This is a genomic window from Azorhizobium sp. AG788, from assembly GCF_004364705.1.
GTDB classification, from domain to species: Bacteria; Pseudomonadota; Alphaproteobacteria; order Rhizobiales; family Xanthobacteraceae; genus Azorhizobium; species Azorhizobium caulinodans.
Genome location: NZ_SOBM01000006.1, coordinates 338,808 through 357,137 on the forward strand (window position 1 = coordinate 338,808; position 18,330 = coordinate 357,137).

General features: G+C 66.2%; 13 protein-coding genes. 8 read left to right on the forward strand and 5 right to left on the reverse strand.

The features are described 5' to 3' along the window. Nucleotides 1-23: 23 nt before the first annotated feature. Nucleotides 24-1,010: a complex I NDUFA9 subunit family protein gene (locus DFO45_RS17630; RefSeq protein WP_133865898.1), complete on the reverse strand. Its 987-nt coding sequence runs from the start codon at nt 1,008-1,010 to the stop codon at nt 24-26. Between the two features lie 298 nt (nt 1,011-1,308). Here DFO45_RS17630 and rpsT point away from each other — a divergent pair, with 298 nt between their 5' ends. From rpsT to gyrB, 7 genes are all read left to right on the forward strand, one after another. Continuing rightward, a complete protein-coding gene (gene rpsT, locus DFO45_RS17635) occupies nt 1,309-1,575 on the forward strand; it encodes a 30S ribosomal protein S20 (RefSeq protein WP_012169546.1) in 267 nt (88 codons plus the stop codon). A gap of 978 nt (nt 1,576-2,553) precedes the next feature. After that, nucleotides 2,554-4,056: a chromosomal replication initiator protein DnaA gene (dnaA, locus tag DFO45_RS17640; RefSeq protein ID WP_133865899.1), complete on the forward strand. Its 1,503-nt coding sequence runs from the start codon at nt 2,554-2,556 to the stop codon at nt 4,054-4,056. Between the two features lie 283 nt (nt 4,057-4,339). Then, nucleotides 4,340-5,458: a DNA polymerase III subunit beta gene (gene dnaN, locus DFO45_RS17645; protein WP_133865900.1), complete on the forward strand. Its 1,119-nt coding sequence runs from the start codon at nt 4,340-4,342 to the stop codon at nt 5,456-5,458. 14 nt (nt 5,459-5,472) lie between these two features. Continuing rightward, nucleotides 5,473-6,609, forward strand: a complete 1,137-nt coding sequence (gene recF / locus DFO45_RS17650; protein WP_133865901.1) for a DNA replication/repair protein RecF — start codon at nt 5,473-5,475, stop codon at nt 6,607-6,609. A gap of 116 nt (nt 6,610-6,725) precedes the next feature. Continuing rightward, complete coding sequence (locus DFO45_RS17655; protein ID WP_133865902.1) at nt 6,726-7,388, forward strand: L,D-transpeptidase; 663 nt, start codon at nt 6,726-6,728, stop codon at nt 7,386-7,388. Nucleotides 7,389-7,483: 95 nt separating this feature from the next. Next, the gene (locus DFO45_RS17660) at nt 7,484-8,098 is read left to right on the forward strand and encodes a LysE family translocator (RefSeq protein ID WP_043878924.1); all 615 of its coding nucleotides are present in this window, start codon (nt 7,484-7,486) and stop codon (nt 8,096-8,098) included. 56 nt (nt 8,099-8,154) lie between these two features. Further along, nucleotides 8,155-10,581, forward strand: coding sequence for a DNA topoisomerase (ATP-hydrolyzing) subunit B (gene gyrB, locus DFO45_RS17665; protein WP_133865903.1), 2,427 nt, complete (start codon nt 8,155-8,157; stop codon nt 10,579-10,581). 139 nt (nt 10,582-10,720) lie between these two features. Here the strand turns inward: gyrB and argC are convergent, their stop codons facing one another. The 4 genes from argC to DFO45_RS17685 all read right to left on the reverse strand — a co-directional run bounded on the left by argC (nt 10,721) and on the right by DFO45_RS17685 (nt 16,642). Next, complete coding sequence (argC, locus tag DFO45_RS17670; protein ID WP_133865904.1) at nt 10,721-11,695, reverse strand: N-acetyl-gamma-glutamyl-phosphate reductase; 975 nt, start codon at nt 11,693-11,695, stop codon at nt 10,721-10,723. Between the two features lie 454 nt (nt 11,696-12,149). Beyond that, nucleotides 12,150-12,962, reverse strand: coding sequence for a Ku protein (locus DFO45_RS17675; protein ID WP_133865905.1), 813 nt, complete (start codon nt 12,960-12,962; stop codon nt 12,150-12,152). Then, nucleotides 12,962-15,652 carry a DNA ligase D gene (ligD, locus tag DFO45_RS17680; protein WP_133865906.1) on the reverse strand — a complete coding sequence of 897 codons (2,691 nt, stop codon included), beginning with the start codon at nt 15,650-15,652 and terminating at the stop codon, nt 12,962-12,964. The genes DFO45_RS17675 and ligD overlap by 1 nt, the downstream gene beginning before the upstream one ends. A gap of 18 nt (nt 15,653-15,670) precedes the next feature. Then, nucleotides 15,671-16,642 carry a Ku protein gene (locus tag DFO45_RS17685; RefSeq protein WP_133865907.1) on the reverse strand — a complete coding sequence of 324 codons (972 nt, stop codon included), beginning with the start codon at nt 16,640-16,642 and terminating at the stop codon, nt 15,671-15,673. Nucleotides 16,643-16,879: 237 nt separating this feature from the next. Here DFO45_RS17685 and DFO45_RS17690 point away from each other — a divergent pair, with 237 nt between their 5' ends. Continuing rightward, nucleotides 16,880-18,292, forward strand: coding sequence for a hypothetical protein (locus tag DFO45_RS17690; RefSeq protein WP_133865908.1), 1,413 nt, complete (start codon nt 16,880-16,882; stop codon nt 18,290-18,292). Nucleotides 18,293-18,330: the final 38 nt, after the last annotated feature.

Genomic DNA, 18,330 nt, shown 5'->3' on the forward strand with positions numbered 1-18,330 from the left:
TCCGCGCCACGCGCGGCGCCCCATCAGGTCGGGATATGGGTAAACTGACCCGCCTTGCGGAAGCGCCAAAGATAGCTCCCGAGGATGGATTCGAGCGCGGTGGGAGTGACACCCAGCCCTTCCAGCGTCCGGCCTTCCGCCTTGGCGGCGTCGGACACCACATTGTCGGACTTCAGCAGTTCCACCTGATCCTTGGTGATCGGGGCGCCCGGCAGCTTCTGCGCGATGGAGCCGATGCAGGCGGCGACGCCGAAGGGCAGCGACACCAGCGGCCGCTTGGCGCCGATCTCGTGCAGGGTGGTGCGCAGCAGCTGTTCGAAGGTGCGCACTTCCGGGCCGCCGAGCTCATAGGTGGCGCCCGGCTTGGCGAGGCCCTCCACCGCACGCTCGACCGCCTCGGCCACGTCACCCACGAACACCGGCTGGAACCGGGTCTGGCCACCGCCGATCAGCGGCAGAACCGGGCTCATGCGCGCCATGCCGGCGAACTTGTTGAAGAAGTCGTCCTCGGGACCGAACACGATGGAAGGACGCAGGATGATGGCATCCGGCACCGCCGCGCGAACCGCCGCCTCGCCTTCGGCCTTGGTCTTGGCATAGTCGGACGCGCTGCTCGCGGAGGCACCGATGGCTGAGACATGAACGAGGCGGGCGCCGACCGCCGCCGCCGCTTCAGCCACTGCGCGGGCGCCGGCGGCCTGCACCGCCTTGAAGGACTGGCGGCCCGAGGGGGCCAGGATGCCGACGAGGTTCACCACCGCGTCCGCCCCTTCCACCGCACGGCGGACCGAGTCGGGATAGCGCAGATTCGCCTGGATGACCTGGATCTGGCCCACATAGCCCATGGGCTGGAGGAAACCGGCAAGCTCAGGACGGCGCACGGCCACGCGCACCCGGTAGCCGCGTCGGGCGAGCGCGCGCACCACGTGGCGGCCAAGGAAGCCGGACCCGCCAAACACCGTCACCAGGCTGTTGGTCACCGGCTGTTCCGCCACCGTCACGTCGCTCATCTGCCCTCTCCCGCGGTACTCGGCGCGTGCCTTTCTTAAAGGATCGCGCTCGCGCGTGCTCTATATACGATGCGCACGACATACGCGATCATCGCTGCGCGCGTAAAGCGTCCCGCAGCCTGAATGTCCGTCGCAAAGGCGACATGATGGGGCGAAACGTGGTTGACGGCGGACCCTGCTAACCTTATAAGCCCGGCACTTCGCTGGCGGCTCCGGTCGCCCGCAACCGAAATCATTCCCAACGCAGCACGGCATCGCCTTAGGGCAAGCGCCGGCTCGCCCAACCGAAGGACGGCCGATGGCCAATACGCCCTCCGCCAAGAAGGCGGCTCGCAAGATCGAGCGGCGCACTGCAGTGAACCGCGCTCGCCGCTCGCGCGTGCGCACCTATCTGCGCAAGCTGGAAGACGCGCTGACCGCCGGCAACAAGGACGCCGCCGTGGCCGCGTTCAAGGCTGCCGAGCCCGAGATCATGCGTGCGGTGACCAAGGGTGTTCTTCACAAGAATACCGCTTCCCGCAAGGTTTCCCGCCTCGCGGCCCGCGTGCGCAAGATCAGCGCCTGACGCTTTATCTTTGCGTCGCCCCGTCGCGACAGGAAAAGCCCGGCTTGGCCGGGCTTTTTTATTGCGAGGCGACCAGGCGCGACTCACTGACCTGACGGCTGTAACGGCCACGCGGTCGGGTCAAGCCCGCCGGACACGCTCTCCCCAGAAGGGCCGTGAGGGCTCGCCAAAAGCCGCTCACGAAAAGTCGATCCGATTGAACGGCTTATCCCTAAAGGCACGGGAGCGGAGGAATTCGAGACTCCTTAGCGGTATTAAAATGCCATGCGACATCTGAGATGACAGAGGCGCCCACTTTGCGCTGGACTCCGAGATTCTCGTTGCCCAGCCATAGGTTTGCCGGCTGATTTCAGGCGCCACATGAGCCCGGCGCCGCGACCTCTTTCCCCCACTATCCCAAGAGAGCGGGAAAGGCGTTGCACCGCCCCTAAGGCCTGTGTATGTTCAATCTCACCTCAGGGGCTGACCCGGGAATTCACCAAAAGACGCAAGGTTTGGCGCTCTTCGCAGGAGGAGGGACAAGATGTTTTGCCTTTTGTCATCTCTTCCCGCATCAAGAGTTGTTAGAACCTGTGAGGTCAGCATCTTGGACGACAGGATCGATAACTAGAACACAACTTCTAGATCCCGTCAGACAAGCGAATTTAGAACCATAATATGCTAACAACGGACGAGCCGCGGAAACCTGTTTCGGCGGCGCATGGGGCGGCTATGACCAATTGCGACAGTGGTGCGCGCGCGACATTCAGCGCCATGCCCGCGGCGTTTTCGGCCTTTATGCTGGCCGACATGAACGCTGCCCTTTTCGTTGCCGGCCCGCCCCTGTCTTCCAGGTCTGCGCGGAGCGGCATGACCTGATCCCGCGCCCAGCGCGACCCCCGAACCATCTCCTTATCACCTTCGCGAAGCGCGCCGTCCGTCGGCGCGAGTGCCCTTCGCGTCTCAACCAGGGAACCGCCACGCGCGGGAGCAGCCCTCATGCTGAAGCCGGAAGCCGTTGACGTCGCCAAATTTCGGCCCGCCCTTGCGGGAGCCGTTTCGACCGATGTCTCCTCCCTCCAATGGGACCGGGTCCGCCAGCGTCTGCGCGAAGAGATCGGCGAGGAGTCCTATACGAGCTGGTTCGCGCGCATCGAGCTCGACCGCATGACCGGCAGCACCGTCCAGCTGTCCGTCCCGACCCGCTTCCTCAAGGCCTGGATCCAGGACCACTATCTCGATCGCCTGTCCGAGCTGTGGCGCGAGGAAAGCGGTACCACCCGCGTCGACCTCGTGGTCCGCACCGCCGTTGCCCGCACCGTTCCCCTGAAGGCGGCGAATGCGCCGCGCGAGATCGTTTCCGAGCGCCCCGTTGTCGCGCCGAGCGCCGCTGCCCCGGCGCGGTCCCAGCCGGTGGCCGCTCCGACCGCGCCGGCCTCCGCCCAGCCTGCCGATGTGGCCGCCGGCTCGCCGCTGGACGCCCGCCTCACCTTCGAGACCTTCGTGGTCGGCAAGTCCAACACCCTCGCCCATGCCGCCGCCCGGCAGGTGGCCGAGGCCGTGCCCGGCGCCGCCCCGCTCTTCAATCCCCTCTACATGCATGCGGCCGTTGGCCTCGGTAAGACCCACCTCCTCCAGGCCGTGGCATGGGCCGGCGCCGCGCGCGGTCGCCGCGTGGTGTATCTGACCGCCGAGCGCTTCATGTACGGCTTCGTGGCCGCGCTGAAGTCCCACGCCGCCATCGCCTTCAAGGATGCCCTGCGCTCCATCGACACGCTGGTGATCGACGACCTGCAGTTCCTGACCGGCAAGAACATGCAGCAGGAGTTCTGCCACACGCTGAACGCGCTCATGGATGCCGGCCGTCAGGTGGTGGTGGCCGCCGACCGTCCGCCATCCGAGCTGGACGCGCTGGACGACCGCGTGCGCTCGCGCCTCGCCGGCGGCCTCGTGGTGGAACTGGCCCCGCTGGAAGAGGACCTGCGCGCGCAGATCCTGAAGACCCGCTCGGTGTCCCTGTCCGAGCAGCACCGCGGCTTCGCCGTTCCCTCGGCGGTTCTGGAATTCCTCGCCCGTCACGTGGGCACGTCCGGCCGCGACCTCGACGGCGCGCTGAACAAGCTGCTGGCGGTGAACAAGCTCACCGGCGAGCCGGTGACGCTGGAGATGGCCGAGACCGCCGTGAAGGATCTGGTCCGCCCCTGCGATCCCAAGCGGGTGCGCGTGGACGACATCCTGCGCGTGGTGGCCAAGCATTATAACGTGACGCGCGCCGACCTGCTGTCGCAGCGCCGCACCGCCAACGTGGTGAAGCCGCGCCAGATCGCCATGTATCTGGCCAAGACGCTCACCCTGCGTTCGCTGCCCGAGATCGGCCGCCGCTTCGGCGGGCGCGACCACACCACCGTCCTCCATGCGGTGCGCAAGATCGACGGTCTGATCGCTACCGACCGCGCGCTCGCCGACGAGATCGAGACCCTGAAGCGCCTCGTGGCTGAGTGAGGCCCGACACGGCGCTTCTCCTCCACGCCTGAACGTCGCGGCACCGGTCCCCACCGGTGCCGTTTTCATTTGCAGCGTTCGGCGCGACAGACGCCCCCGCTCCCCGGTTCCGGACCGCCCTCCCCTTCCTCTGGAGAATTCACGGACCGGGCCTTGCGTTGCCGGCGCGGGGGCGGCAATGTCTGCGGCCCGGCAGTTCGTTTCGACGAACCCGCAGGGCCTCGGTGGCGCCAGCCATCGGGCGCATTCTTTTCCTCCGAGCGAAGAGTCACGGGTCCGGGCCATGAAGGTCACCGTCGAGCGCGCCGAGCTTCTCAAGTCGCTCAGCCATGTCCATCGCGTCGTCGAGCGGCGTAACACCATCCCGATTCTCGCCAACGTGCTCATCCGCACCGGCACGAACGGGCTGTCGCTGAAGGCCACCGACCTTGATCTCGAGGTGGTGGAGACGGTGCCGGCGGAAGTCGGCCAGGACGGCGCGACCACGGTGCCCGCCCACGTGCTCTATGACATCGTGCGCAAGCTGCCCGACGGGTCGCAGGTGCAGCTGGAAGCCGGCGGTGAGCGCGGCAACCTCACGGTGCGCGCCGGTCGCGCCCGCTTCACCCTCCAGACCCTGCCGGAAGCCGATTTCCCGGATCTTGCAGCGGGTGACTTCTCCCATTCCTTCAAGGTGAAGGGCGCGGAATTCCGCCGCCTGGTGGACAAGACCCAGTTCGCCATCTCCACCGAGGAAACCCGCTACTACCTGAACGGCATCTACCTGCACGTGGCGGATGCTGCCGGCACCGCCAAGCTGCGCGCGGTCGCCACCGACGGCCACCGCCTGGCCCAGGCCGAGCTGGATGCGCCTGAGGGTTCCGCCGGCCTGCCGGGCGTGATCGTCCCGCGCAAGACGGTGGCCGAAATCCAGAAGCTGCTGGAAGACAAGGACGCGGAAGTCACCGTCTCCCTGTCCACCACCAAGATCCGCGTCGCGGTGGGCGCCATCGTGCTCACCTCCAAGCTGATCGACGGCACCTTCCCGGATTATGGCCGGGTCATCCCGGCGGGCAACGACAAGATCCTGCTGGTGGACAAGTCCGACTTCGCGGCCGCCGTGGACCGCGTGTCGACGGTCTCCAGCGAGCGCGGCCGGGCGGTGAAGCTATCCATCCAGGACGGCAAGCTCATCCTCTCCGTCACCAATCCGGACAGCGGCAGCGCCACCGAGGAGCTCGAGGTGGACTATGCCGCCGAGCCCCTCGATATCGGCTTCAACAGCCGGTACCTGCTCGACATCACCTCGCAGCTCGAAGGTGACACGGCGGAGCTGAAGCTCGCTGATCCCGGCTCGCCGACGCTGGTGCGCGACAGCACGAAGACGGATTCGCTCTACGTGCTCATGCCCATGCGGGTGTGAGCCGACCGCCTGCCGTGACCGCGCCGCGCGCCCGCGTCCGCCGCCTCACCCTCTCCCGCTTCCGCAGCTATGCCGCCGCCCAGATCGAGGTGGCGGACGGTCCGGTGGTGCTCACGGGGCCGAACGGCGCGGGCAAGACCAACATCCTGGAAGCCGTCTCCCTGCTTTCGCCGGGACGCGGGCTGCGCCGTGCCGCGCTCGATGCCTTCGCGCAGGCGGGCGGCGACGGCTCTTGGGCGGTGGCTGCCCATGTGGAAGGCGCGCTCGGCCCGGTTGATCTCGGCACCGGCAGCGATGCCAGCCGGCCTGACGGCAGTACCCGCCGCTGCCGCATCGACCGCGAGAGCGTCTCGTCCGCCAATGCCTTCCTCGACCATCTGAAGGTGGTGTGGCTGACGCCGGAGATGGACGGCCTGTTCACGGGCCCGCCCGCCGACCGCCGCCGCTTCCTCGACCGCCTCGTGCTGGCGGTGGATGCCTCCCACGGCACGCGGGTCAATGCATTGGAACGCGCGCTGCGCAGCCGCAACCGCGTGCTGGAGGATGGCGGCGACAACCGCATGCTCGCCGCCGTCGAGCATGAACTGGCGGAACTGGGCGTTGCCGTCGCCGCCGCCCGGCTGGAAACGGTGCAGCGCCTCGCCGGCGAGATCGCGGCCCATGCGGACGAGACCTCCCCCTTCCCCCACGCGGACATCGCCCTCGACGGCGCGCTGGAGCGCATGCTGACGGACGCGCCCGCCGTCGAGGTGGAAGACCGCTATCGCGCCCTCCTTCAGGACAACCGCCCCCGCGACCGCGCCGCCGGCCGCACGCTGGAGGGGCCGCACCTGTGCGACCTCGTGGTGGCCCACGGCCCCAAGGGGCTGCCCGCGGCCCGCTGCTCCACGGGCGAGCAGAAGTCGCTCCTGATCGGCCTTGCCCTTTCCCACGCCCGGCTCGTCACCGCCATGCAGGGCCTTGCCCCGGTGGTGCTGCTGGACGACGTGGTGGCCTATCTCGACGCCGAGCGGCGCACCGGCATGTTCGCGGCACTGAAGGCGCTGGGTGCGCAGGTGTGGATGACCGGGGCCGACCCGTCCGCCTTCGCGGCGCTGGACAGCGCCGAGCGCTTCACCGTCAGCCCCGGTGCGGTGCACAGGAGCGTTTGACGGCCGTGTGATCGCCAAAATGGCGGCTTTTCGGACGGGTGTTGCCGCTGTGCAACCAGCCCCGGAAACCCGCGTGCTAGAAGGCGAATCAGACCTCTCCACCGTCTTGGGGAATCATGACCCGCGATCTGTTCCCGCCGCCCGCTGCGTTGAGCCGGCGTGCCCTGGTGCTCGGCACTCCGCTGCTTCTGGCGGCCTGCGTCACGAACTCCCCGCCTCCCGTTGTGCAGACCCTCGGCGACCCGCGCTATGGCGAGGTGGTCGGAGAGCCCTTCGAGGTGCCCGCGGTGGATACGTCCGGCCTCGACCCGCGCCTGCTGCGTCAGGTGGTGGACTATCCGAGCAAGTACCCGGTCGGCACCATCGTGGTGGACGTGCCCAACCGCTACCTCTACCTCGTGGAGAAGGACGGCAAGGCCATCCGCTACGGCGTGGGCGTCGGCAAGCAGGGCTACAGCTATCGCGGCTGGGCGACCATCAAGCGCAAGGAAAAGTGGCCGCATTGGACCCCGACGGCGAACATGATCGCCAAGCAGCCTGAGCGGTACAAGCCGTATGCGGCCGGCCTGCCGGGCGGCGAGACCAACCCCCTCGGCCCGCGCGCGCTCTATCTCTATGACGGCGACCGGGACACCATGTTCCGCCTGCACGGTACCATCGAGCCCGATACCATCGGCACCGAGGTCTCCTCCGGCTGCATCCGCCTGCTCAACCAGGACATCATCGACCTTTACGAGCGCGTGCCGCTGGGCACCCGCGTGATCGTCATCAACAACTGATCCTGACGGCGCCGGCTTCGGCGCCGTTTTTCTTTGCCTTCAAGGCTTTGCCGGGCGGGGTTGACCTCGTGCGCGCGCGGGCGCACACACGGGGCATGGATTTTGCTACCCTCTCGCTCTTTGCGGTTGCCCTCGCGGTCGCGGCCGTGATCCCCGGCCCCGCCGTGGTGGCACTCGTGACGCGGACGCTGGCGCGGGGCACGCGCGGCGCGCTCACCTTCTCCGCCGCCCTCATCCTGGGTGACGTGCTGTGGCTCGCCGCCGCCGTGCTCGGCCTCTCCGCGCTCGCCGCAACGCTGGGCAGCTTCTTCTTCCTCGTGCGACTGGCGGGCGCCGCCTATCTGCTGCTGCTCGCCTGGCGGCTGTGGCGCGATCCCGGCCATCCGGTCGATCCCACGCAGGTGCCGCAGACGGAGACGCGCGGCAGCCTGTTCGGCGCGGGGCTCGCGCTCTCCATGGGCAATCCCAAGACCATGGCCTTCTACCTCGCCATGCTGCCGGCAATGCTGGATCTGGACCATCTGACCGCGGTCGGCTTTGCCGAGATGGCGGTCGCCATCGTGCTGGTCCTGACGGGCGTTTTCGCCTTCTACGTGCACATGGCCAACCGTGCGCGCCACCTCATGACGCGCGCCTCGGCCATGAAGCTCCTAAATCGTGTGTGCGGAACCGTTTTGGCGGGCACCGCGGTGGCGGTTGCCACCAAATAACCGCGGCTTTGCGGTACAAGACTCCTCAAGCGTTTCAACGATTCGAGAAATCCACCATGGCCGAACCCATGCCCGCGGCGTCCCCCGAGGAATATGGCGCCCAGTCCATTCAGGTCCTGAAGGGTCTGGACGCCGTGCGCAAGCGCCCCGGCATGTACATCGGCGACACCGACGACGGCTCCGGTCTCCACCACATGGTCTATGAGGTGGTGGACAATGCCATCGACGAGGCCCTGGCCGGCCACGCCAAGGAAGTCACCGTCACGCTGAATGCCGACGGCTCCGTGACCGTGACCGACGACGGGCGCGGCATTCCCACTGGCATCCACGAGGAAGAGGGCGTCTCGGCGGCCGAGGTCATCATGACCCAGCTCCACGCCGGCGGTAAGTTCAACCAGAATTCCTACAAGGTTTCCGGCGGCCTGCACGGCGTCGGCGTCTCGGTGGTGAACGCGCTGTCCACCTATCTCGACCTGACCATCTGGCGGGACGGGAAGGAGCATTACATGCGCTTCCGCCACGGCGATGCGGAAGCGCCGCTGAAGGTGGTGGGCGACGCCCCGGCGGGCAAGCGCGGCACGAAGGTGACCTTCCTGCCCTCGCCGGAGACCTTCACCAAGGTCGAGTTCGATTATGCGACGCTGGAGCACCGGCTGCGCGAACTCGCCTTCCTGAATTCCGGCGTGCTGATCACCCTCACCGATGCGCGCGGCCCCGAGCCGAAGCGCGAGGAATTGCACTATGAGGGCGGCGTAGAGGCCTTCGTGCGCTATCTCGACCGCTCCAAGCAGGCACTGCTGCAAAAGCCGGTGGTGATCCGCGCCGAGCGCGACGGCATCACCGTGGAAGCCGCCCTCTCGTGGAACGACGGCTATCACGAGAACATCCTCTGCTTCACCAACAACATCCCGCAGCGCGACCGCGGCACCCACTTCACGGGATTTGCCGCTGCCCTCACCCGGCAGGTGATCGGCTATGCGGACCGTTCCGGCATCGCCAAGAAGGAGAAGGTGGACCCCACCGGCGAGGACTGCCGCGAGGGCCTGACCGCCGTGCTCTCCGTGAAGGTGCCGGACCCGAAATTTTCGTCCCAGACCAAGGACAAGCTCGTCTCCTCCGAGGTGCGCCCGGTGGTGGAAAGCCTGGTGGGCGATGCGCTCTCCACCTGGTTCGAGGAGAACCCGAACGAAGGCAAGTCGGTGGTTGGCAAGGTGGTGGAAGCCGCCGCCGCCCGCGAAGCCGCCCGCCGCGCCCGCGACCTCACCCGCCGCAAGAACCCGCTGGACGTGGCCTCCCTGCCCGGCAAGCTCGCCGACTGCCAGGAACGCGACCCGGCCAAGTCCGAAATCTTCATCGTCGAGGGTGACTCGGCCGGCGGCTCCGCCAAGCAGGGCCGCGACCGCGCCTTCCAGGCGGTGCTGCCGCTCCGCGGCAAGATCCTCAACGTGGAGCGCGCGCGCTTCGACAAGATGCTCTCGTCCGACCAGATCGGCACGCTCATCACAGCGCTCGGCACCGGCATCGGCCGCGATGACTTCGACATCGCGAAGCTCCGCTACCACAAGATCATCATCATGACCGACGCGGACGTGGACGGCTCCCACATCCGCACCCTGCTGCTCACCTTCTTCTTCCGGCAGATGCCCGAGGTGCTTGAGCGCGGGCACATCTACATCGCCCAGCCGCCGCTGTTCAAAGTCACGCGCGGCAAGTCCGAGACCTACATCAAGGACGAGAAGGCGCTGGAGGACTATCTCATCACCGCCGGCCTTGAGGATGCCGCCCTGCACGCCGCCTCGGGCGAGGTGCGCGCGGGCGCCGATCTTGCCGCCGTGGTGGACGTGTCCCGCCACATGCGCGGCACGCTGCTGAACCTCCACCCCCGCTATAACCGCTCGGTGGCCGAGCAGGCCGCCTTCGCCGGGGCGCTGGTGCCCGGCATTCTCGATGACGACGCGACGGCCACCGCCGCCGCCCAGCGGATTGCCGCCCGGCTCAACATCCTCGCGGAAGAGACCGAGCGCACCTGGGAAGGCGCGGCGGACGACACCGGCATCCGCCTCACCCGCAGCGTGCGCGGCGTTCTGGAGACGAGCGTGCTCGACAACGGCTTCATCGCCTCGCCCGAGGCCCGCCGGCTGGACTCGCTGGCCAGGCAGCTCGACGGCATCTTCACCGGCCCCTCGCTGCTGCGCCGCAAGAGCGAGGAGCATTCGGTGTTCGGCGCCGTGGATCTGTTCGACGCCATCACCGATGCCGGCCGCAAGGGCCTCTCGCTCCAGCGCTACAAAGGCCTGGGCGAGATGAACCCGGAGCAGTTGTGGGAGACCACGCTCGACATCAACGCCCGCTCACTGCTGCAGGTGAAGGTGAAGGAAGTGGACGCCGCCGACGACCTCTTCAACCGCCTGATGGGCGACGTGGTGGAGCCGCGCCGCGACTTCATCCAGGAAAACGCCCTCAAGGCCAGCGTCGACGTCTGACGGCGGCGGGATTTCGCGTTAAGGGCGCGGCGACCTTGCCGCCGCGCCCCCTCTGCCGCCTCACCATTCCAGTTGTGCCGGGGCCGTGGAGGTGGGGCCAGAATGCCCCGCCCGGTCCATGGGCGGTCCGCTCCTCAAGTCAGGGCCAGACGGGGGCTCCGCCCAGCCCGGCGGTTTCCGGCAAGCCGCACATCAGGTTCGCGTTCTGCACCGCCTGACCTGCCGCGCCCTTGCCGAGATTGTCGACCACGCCCATCGCGATCACCAGATTTCGCTCCGGATCGGCTGCATAGCTGACGAATGCGAGATTCGAGCCGCTCGCCCATTTGGTCTGTGGCGGCTTGTCGGTCACGCGGACGAACGGCCGCTCGGCATAGAAGCGCCGGGCCGCGTCCAGGCACCGGTCCGTGGTGGCCTCGCCGCGGCAGTAGATGGTGGCAAGGATACCACGGGTCATCGGCACCAGGTGCGGCGTGAACACCAGGCCAGCCGCACTGCCGCCGCTCAAACGCTCGATCGTCCTGGCGATCTCGGGCATGTGGACGTGCTTCAGCAGACCATACGGGATCAGGTTCTCATTGTTCTCGGCATAGCCAAACTTGCTGTCGCCACCCCGGCCCGCTCCGGAGATGCCCGTCTTGACGTCCATCACGATATTGCCCGGCTCGATCAGCCCGTCGGCCAGTAGCGGTGCCAGCGGGATCAGCGTCGCGGCGGGGAAGCAGCCAGGATTGGCAATCCGGGTCTGTCCCTCGATCCCGGTCGGCCAGATGTCGGCAAGGCCATACACCCAGCCCTCGACGTAGCGATGGTCCCCGCCGATATCGACGACCTTCACATCCTTGGGTACGCGAGCCAATGCATCGGCCGAGGCGCCGGTCGGCAGCGACGCGAACAGGACGTCGAGCGGCGGCAAGGCTGCAGGGTCCCACTTCTGGATCAGCAACTCGGTCAGCTTGGCCGGCACACCGGGAAAGCGATCCACCAGACGGCTGCCGGCGCTGCTTTCTCCCGCTGCGTAGACCAGCTCGAAAGACGGGTGGCTCGCGATCAGGCGCAGCGCTTCGCCGCCCCCAAAGCCGCTGATCCCAACGATGCCGACGCGAATGCTCATGTGATGTCCCCATGGATCTGGGCAAAAGAAAACCCCCGGAGCCGAGGGCTGCGGAGGTTCAGGAACGCGGGCGGGGCCGCTTCTGCGGGTGGGCCTATAGCGAGGCTGTCACCAGACGGAAGGACACTGAGCGACGCGCAGCCTGAAAGCTGCCGCTTGGGTCAAGCGGCGTCGGCGTCGGTCACAGATGTTCCGGTTCCAGAGCATGGGCGAACACTGTCGCTGCCGACCTTCATCGTCAAGAGCAATGTCAGCGCGACCGCTCCTCAGGTGGACGCCACCGACATCGGACGGGTTGTCGCTGCGTCTGCCCCGTCACGAAGACGTTGGCTCAAGGTCAGACGTCCCGACACATCGGAGGCGGATTCTTTCGCTGAAACGCGGCCGGTCCAGCCGGTTTCCGTTTTGGACCTCATAGCAGGACGACCCGAACCGGGCCTTGCCCGCGCGCAGCCTAGCGCTTGCGCGGGCCCCCGCCGTCGCCGCCTTCGGCCTTCAGGCTGCGGCGCAGGGCATCCATGATGTTCACCACATTGCCGCCGGTGGGCTCGGGCGCGGCGACCTTCGGCTTGCGGGCCGGACGCTTGCGGCGCTTGGCGGCGATGAGGTCCACCAGCCCCTCCTGCACCGGATCGGTGACGAGATCCGGGCTCCAGGGCTTCGTCTCGCTGTCGATGAGCTTGCCGAGCAGGCCGAGCGCCGCCTTGTCGGGCTTGCCCTCGGCCTTGGGCGCGCCCTCGAAATGGCGCACCTCGTCCGCATAGCGCAGCGTCCAGAGCACAAAGCCGAGCCCGCGCGGCTCCAGCATGACGGTGCGCTCGCGGCGATAGAGCACGAGGCGCGAGAGGGCGACCTTGCCGGTCTTCGCCATGGCGTCGCGGATGACCGCGAAGGCCTCCGCGCCCACCTCATCGTCCGGCACCAGATAGTGCGGCTTGTCGAGATAGAGCCAGCTCACGTCGTCGCGGTCGACGAAGCTCGCGATGTCGATGGTGCGCACCGTATCGAGCGCGATGGCCTCCAGATCCTCGTCCTCGATCAGCACGTAGCTGTCCTCGCCGGAGGCATAGCCGCGCGCCTCGTCCTCCTCCCGCACCGGCTTGCCCGTGCCCTCGTCCACATAGCGCGTGACGATGCGGTTGCCGGTGTCCCGGTTCAGCGTGTGGAAGCGCACCTTTTCCCGGTCGCTGGTGGCGGGAGACATGGCGACGCGGCAGGTGACGAGCGAGAGCTTCAGCCAGCCCTTCCAGAAGGCGCGGGGTGCCATCAGCGCCTCCCGCCGCGCCGTTTGCCGCCGGCCGTTCCGCCCGCCGGCAGGGGCGCCGCCGCCTTGCGGAAATCAGCCCATGGATCGGCCGAGAGATTGGCGAGCCGCGCCGGTGCGTTCAGAACAGTGAAATGCTGGGGCCCCATGCCCTCGCCCAGTTCCTCCCAAGCGATGGGCATGGAGACGGGCGCCCCGGCCCGCGCGCGGGCGGAATAGGGCGCGACCGCCGTGGAACCGCGCTGGTTGCGCAGATAATCAACAAGGATGCGGCCACGCCGCTTGGCCTTGGTGATGGTCGCCACATAGGTGTCGGGCGCCTCCTGCGCCATTGTCTCGGCCATGGCCTTGGTGAAAGCCTTGAGTTCGGTCCAATCGGCCCGCGGCTTCAGCGGCGCGCAGACATGCAGCCCCTTGCCGCCGGAGGTCTTCACGAAGGCGGCAAGGCCCGCCGTCTCAAGGCGCGCCTTCACCTCATGGGCAGCGGCGATGACCGCGCTCCATGGGACGCCCTCGCCGGGGTCGAGATCCATGGTGAGAAGGTCCGGGCGCTCCCAGTCCGAGAGCGGAGCACCGAAGGGGTGGATTTCCAGCGCCGCCCCCTGCACCAGCGCCATCAGCCCGTCCAGCGTCTCGACGGCGAGATAGGGCGGCTCGTCCGGGGCCTTGGGATCATGCACCTCCTTCAGCGCCTTGTCCGCGCCCTTCCACGGGTGCTTCTGGAAGAAGTGCTGCCCTTCGATGCCCTCCGGACAACGCACCAGCGCCAGCGGCCGGCCGACGATAAAGGGCGCGATGCGCGGCCAGACCTCTGCGTAATAATCGGCCAATCCCTCCTTGGTGACGCCCGCATCCGGCCAGTAGATGCGGTCAGGATGGGTGAGGCGCACCCGGCGCTTGGGCGGTGCCTTTGGGGTCTCGGCCGGCTGCGACGCGGCCTCGCGCACCACATCGGCGGCCGCCTTGTCATCGCGCAGTCCCCGGAAGGCGGCGTGGCGCAGGTGGCCGTCTCCCGTCCAGGCGCGGAACTCGACTTCGGCCACATGCTCGGGTGCAACAAAGATGACGCCCCGCGCCTCATCGGCCGTAAGCCTCGCGGAAAACGGACTTTTCTCCACCGCCTCGGGCGCCAGCAGGGTGTGGAGGTCCGACGCCATCTTGTTCGAGAAGCCCGTGCCCACACGCCCCACATGGACGAGGCGCTTGCCCTCATAGACGCCGAGCACCAGCGAGCCGATGGCCTTGCGGGCCGTGGTGGAGGGCACGAAGCCGCCGATCACGAACTCCTGCCGCTCCGAGCACTTGGACTTGATCCAGTCCCGCGAGCGGCCGGAATGATAGGGCGCATCCTTGAGCTTGGAGACGACGCCCTCCAGGCTCAGCCGGCAGGCATGCTGGAGCACCATGGCGCCGTCGTCCTCGAAATGGCCGCTGTAGCGCAGGACGCCTTCGCCGCTCCCATCCGCTCTGGTGAGCAACTGCTCCAGCAGTGCCTTGCGCTCCGCGAGCGGCGCGCCCGTCAGGTCGTGCCCGTCGAGATGCAGGAGATCGAAGACATAATAGACGAAGCGGTCCGTGCGCCCTTCGCTCAGATCCGCCTGCAAGGCGGAGAAGTCCGAGGCGCCGTTGCCGCCCTCCACCACCACCTCGCCATCAAGCATGGCATCGGATACGGGAAGGGCCGCGACCGCCTCCCGGATCGCCGTCCCGAAGCGCGCGGACCAGTTGAGGCCGGTGCGCGTAAGCAGGCGGACCTCTCCATCCTCAAGCCGCGCGGCGATGCGATAGCCATCGAACTTGATCTCGTGCACATAGCGTCGGCCCTTCGGCGCCTGCTTGGCCAGCGTGGCGAGGGCCGGGGGCAGGAAGTCCGGCAAAGGCGCGCGTTTCGCGCCCTTTGGCAGGTCCAAGGCGGTCGCGCGGGTGGAGCGTCCGTTGACCCTTGCGGCCTTAGCTTTCTTGGCTTTTGCCGGAGCAGACACTGCGCGCGCACCCCGATCCGCGCCGCTTGCGGTCGTCTCGGCCTCCTCGGATGCCTTCGCATCGCGTGCCGCAGCCTTCGGTCTGGACGTCTTTGCCGTGCTTGCCTTCGGTGACTTTGCGGCCGATGGGGCACCAACTTCCTCAACGTCCCGGCCCGAGACGACGGAGAGTGGCGCCTCGTCGGTAATCTCGGGCGCACCCTCAGGGCGCGCCGCCTCGTCCTCCACCTTGATGAGCAGCCAGTTTTCCTTCTTGTCGCCGGGGCGGGGTGACATCCGCACCAGATGCCAGCGGCCATGGAGCTTTTCGCCGTCGAGTGTGAATTCCAGATGCCCCTTCTTGTAACCCTTGTGCGGATCACCCATCGCGGTCCAGCTCCCGCGATCCCAGACGATGACCTTGCCCGCACCGTACTGGCCCTCGGGGATGGTCCCCTCGAAGCCGCCATAGGCAAGCGGATGGTCCTCCACATGCACGGCGAGGCGCTTCTCGCCGGGCACGAGGCTCGGCCCGCGCGTGACGGCCCAGCTCTTCAGCACGCCGTCCATTTCCAGCCGCAGATCATAGTGCAGGCGGCGGGCGGCGTGCTTCTGGATCACATAGGCGCCCGCCGAGGCCCTGGCTCCGGCGCGGGCCTTGCCTTTCGCGCCGCCGTCGGGCTCGGGAGTCACGGTGAAGTCGCGCTTGGCGCGATAGGTGCTGAGGCCCATCTTCTGCTCCGCCTTGTCTCACCCCGCCTTGCGGGTGGTGCCGGTACGCCGCGTCTGTGCGCCGGCGGATGCCGCGGCACTCTTTGCCTTGCGGGTCTTGGTCCCAGTTGTCTTGGTCCCAGTTGCCTTGGCCCCACCCGCCTTGGCCCCAGCCGTCGTCGTACCGGCGGCCTTGCCCTTGGCACCCGCCCGCTTGGGCGCCGGCTTGTCCGAAGGCCCCGCGCTGGCGCGCAGAGCATCGAGCAGACTCACCACCTTCTCCTCGCGCCGCGGCTCGGGCTTGGGCAGCGGCTTGCCCTCCATCTTGGCGCGCACGAGCGCCGCCAGCGCGTCCTCGTAGCGATCCTCGATGGCGGACGGGTCTAACTTGCCCGGCTTGGAGCGGATGATGTGCGTGGCGAGTTCCAGCATTTCGCCGGAGATGCGCGTCTTCGGCACATCGGCGAACTGCTCCTGCGCGGAGCGGACCTCGTAATCGAAATTGAGCGTACAGGCGGTGAGCGCGCCACCTTCCGCCACCGGGCGGATGAGCAGCCGCCGCACCCGCCGGAACAGCACCGCTTCCCCGAGCGCCGCCACCTTGCGTTCGCTCATGCCCGCGGCGAGCAGTTTCAGCACCTCCGCGCTCGGCTCATCCACCGGCGCGAGGAAATAGGGTCGGTCGAAATATGCGGTGTCCACGTCCGTGCAGGCGAGGAAGGTATTCACTGCGATGGTCTTTGTGCCGGCGGGCACGATATCGGCGATCTCGTCCGGCTCGATGGTCACGAACTCGCCCTTTGAGACCTCGTAGCCCTTCACCTGCGCGTCGGCCTCGACCGGCTCTCCCGTCTCCTCATCCACATATTGCCGCCGTAGCCGGTGTCCCGTCTTGCGGTTGACCATATGCAGCGAGATGCGCTCGGAGGTGGACGCGGCCGCATAGAGACCCACGTGGCAGCTCAGCGCCCCGATGGTCAAAAACCCTTTCCAGCTCGCCCGCAGTGCCATGATCGCGATCTGCCTTCAACGCGCGCAACGGTCCGTGGCCGCTTCTCTCGCGCTTCGTGTAACGACGGTGAGCGCCCACCGTTCCAGCCGCAGCTGCAACCACTGGCGGCCGACAGTCCGCCATGGTATTATAAAACCATAACTAGTAATGTATATCAGGCTCACTTTTCATAAGTGCGCGCGCGTATTTTGCGGCGGCGTTTCCGTTCACATCGATATTTTAGAAGGACCGTTTCCATGCATAACGGCGATTGGATTGGCCTTTTGGTCACCCTCGTTCTTGCAGCCTTTCTTCCGATAACCATTCTATTCTGCCGCGGCAAAATAAGGCAGAATCGCCAGAAATTACTCCGCGACCTGCAATCGACCTACACGCCGACGGATACTGCAACCCAACAACAGCAGGATTCAGCTGGTGCATCTCAGCACGCCGCCCCCTCACAGGTGAGCTTCCAGTTCGTGCCGGCCTACGAGATGGCACGCTACAAATACGATATGCCTCACCCGAAATATGACGACGACGAAAATGTTCCCTCCGAAGTGCGCCGGGGCATCCGCCTAAGGATACGGCGGGAACTGAAAATGTACGCCCTTCCCGCCTTATTATTCATATTGGTATCGGGAATCGGCATGTATGTGAATTTCGTGGAAGCGAAGAATGTCGGCGCATGGACTGATTTTTCGCCGTATCTCTCCGGCGTCGGTGGATGGACGATAACCGAACTTCCAGGCTGCCCAGCGCAGTCGAGCGGCACTACCGGAAAACCAGATGTTCAACAAAAAACTGAAAACCTATGCACCCAAAACAGAAACGATTATCATTCAGATCCAACAGACGCGGAAATAAAATATCAAATAAATACCAGCGTGGCATCCGGATTCGCTTTTATCGGCGCCTACATATGGTCCATCTTATACCTCATAAGACGAATCGCAAATTATGATCTGACGCCAATCTCATTCCTGAGAACGTCAGTTCAGATTATATTTGCATCTTTCAGCGCAATCGTCTTTTGGCACATCTCTTCCACGATAGTGAATGGGGGAGATTATCAGAAGCTCATCGTTGGATTTTCATTTGTGTTTGGTTTTTATCCGACACTTGGTATTGCGCACATCCAAAATATTGTTAAATCCCAATTCGTAAAAAAGGACGACCCTAACGCGTATGAAGTGGGGAAAAATCTCCCCCTAGACATGCTTGAGGGCATAAACTCGTTCATCAAGTTCCGGTTTGAAGAAATGGAGATCGAGGATCTCCAAAATCTCGCCACGAGCAACCCCGTCCTTCTGTTTGTCGAGAGTCCTTACGGATTATTTGAAGTTATCGACTGGGTGGCTCAGGCGCAGTTGGTCGTAGCCGTCGGATCCGATAAGGTGGTCAAACTTCGCCAAATTGGCCTGCGGACGATCTTTTGCCTCGCCGACGCGGCGCAAGATAAGGCCATGCACCCTATCCTCACCAGCATTCTATTGCCGGACCGCGAGAAGGAAACCGACGCCATGCTCGCGATCGTTAGAACCATCTGCAACACCATTCACGTCCAGAGACTGCAGCAAATCTGGAACGCGCTCTTGCTGGTCATGGCACCGCCACGCCAGAATGACGAGAGTGTCGGCTGGCGTAGCTTGCCGACGAGGAGCGCTTAAGCCTTACCTCGTATCCGAGCCCTGTTTCAGGGCAAGGT

Excerpts from the sequence above, each read along its gene's own strand:
- DFO45_RS17630 (WP_133865898.1), bottom strand. The coding sequence starts at position 1,010 with ATGAGCGACGTGACGGTGGCGGAACAGCCGGTGACCAACAGCCTGGTG.
- rpsT (WP_012169546.1), top strand. The coding sequence starts at position 1,309 with ATGGCCAATACGCCCTCCGCCAAGAAGGCGGCTCGCAAGATCGAGCGG.
- dnaA (WP_133865899.1), top strand. The coding sequence starts at position 2,554 with ATGCTGAAGCCGGAAGCCGTTGACGTCGCCAAATTTCGGCCCGCCCTT.
- dnaN (WP_133865900.1), top strand. The coding sequence starts at position 4,340 with ATGAAGGTCACCGTCGAGCGCGCCGAGCTTCTCAAGTCGCTCAGCCAT.
- DFO45_RS17655 (WP_133865902.1), top strand. The coding sequence starts at position 6,726 with ATGACCCGCGATCTGTTCCCGCCGCCCGCTGCGTTGAGCCGGCGTGCC.
- DFO45_RS17660 (WP_043878924.1), top strand. The coding sequence starts at position 7,484 with ATGGATTTTGCTACCCTCTCGCTCTTTGCGGTTGCCCTCGCGGTCGCG.
- gyrB (WP_133865903.1), top strand. The coding sequence starts at position 8,155 with ATGGCCGAACCCATGCCCGCGGCGTCCCCCGAGGAATATGGCGCCCAG.
- argC (WP_133865904.1), bottom strand. The coding sequence starts at position 11,695 with ATGAGCATTCGCGTCGGCATCGTTGGGATCAGCGGCTTTGGGGGCGGC.
- DFO45_RS17675 (WP_133865905.1), bottom strand. The coding sequence starts at position 12,962 with ATGGCACCCCGCGCCTTCTGGAAGGGCTGGCTGAAGCTCTCGCTCGTC.
- ligD (WP_133865906.1), bottom strand. The coding sequence starts at position 15,652 with ATGGGCCTCAGCACCTATCGCGCCAAGCGCGACTTCACCGTGACTCCC.
- DFO45_RS17685 (WP_133865907.1), bottom strand. The coding sequence starts at position 16,642 with ATGGCACTGCGGGCGAGCTGGAAAGGGTTTTTGACCATCGGGGCGCTG.
- DFO45_RS17690 (WP_133865908.1), top strand. The coding sequence starts at position 16,880 with ATGCATAACGGCGATTGGATTGGCCTTTTGGTCACCCTCGTTCTTGCA.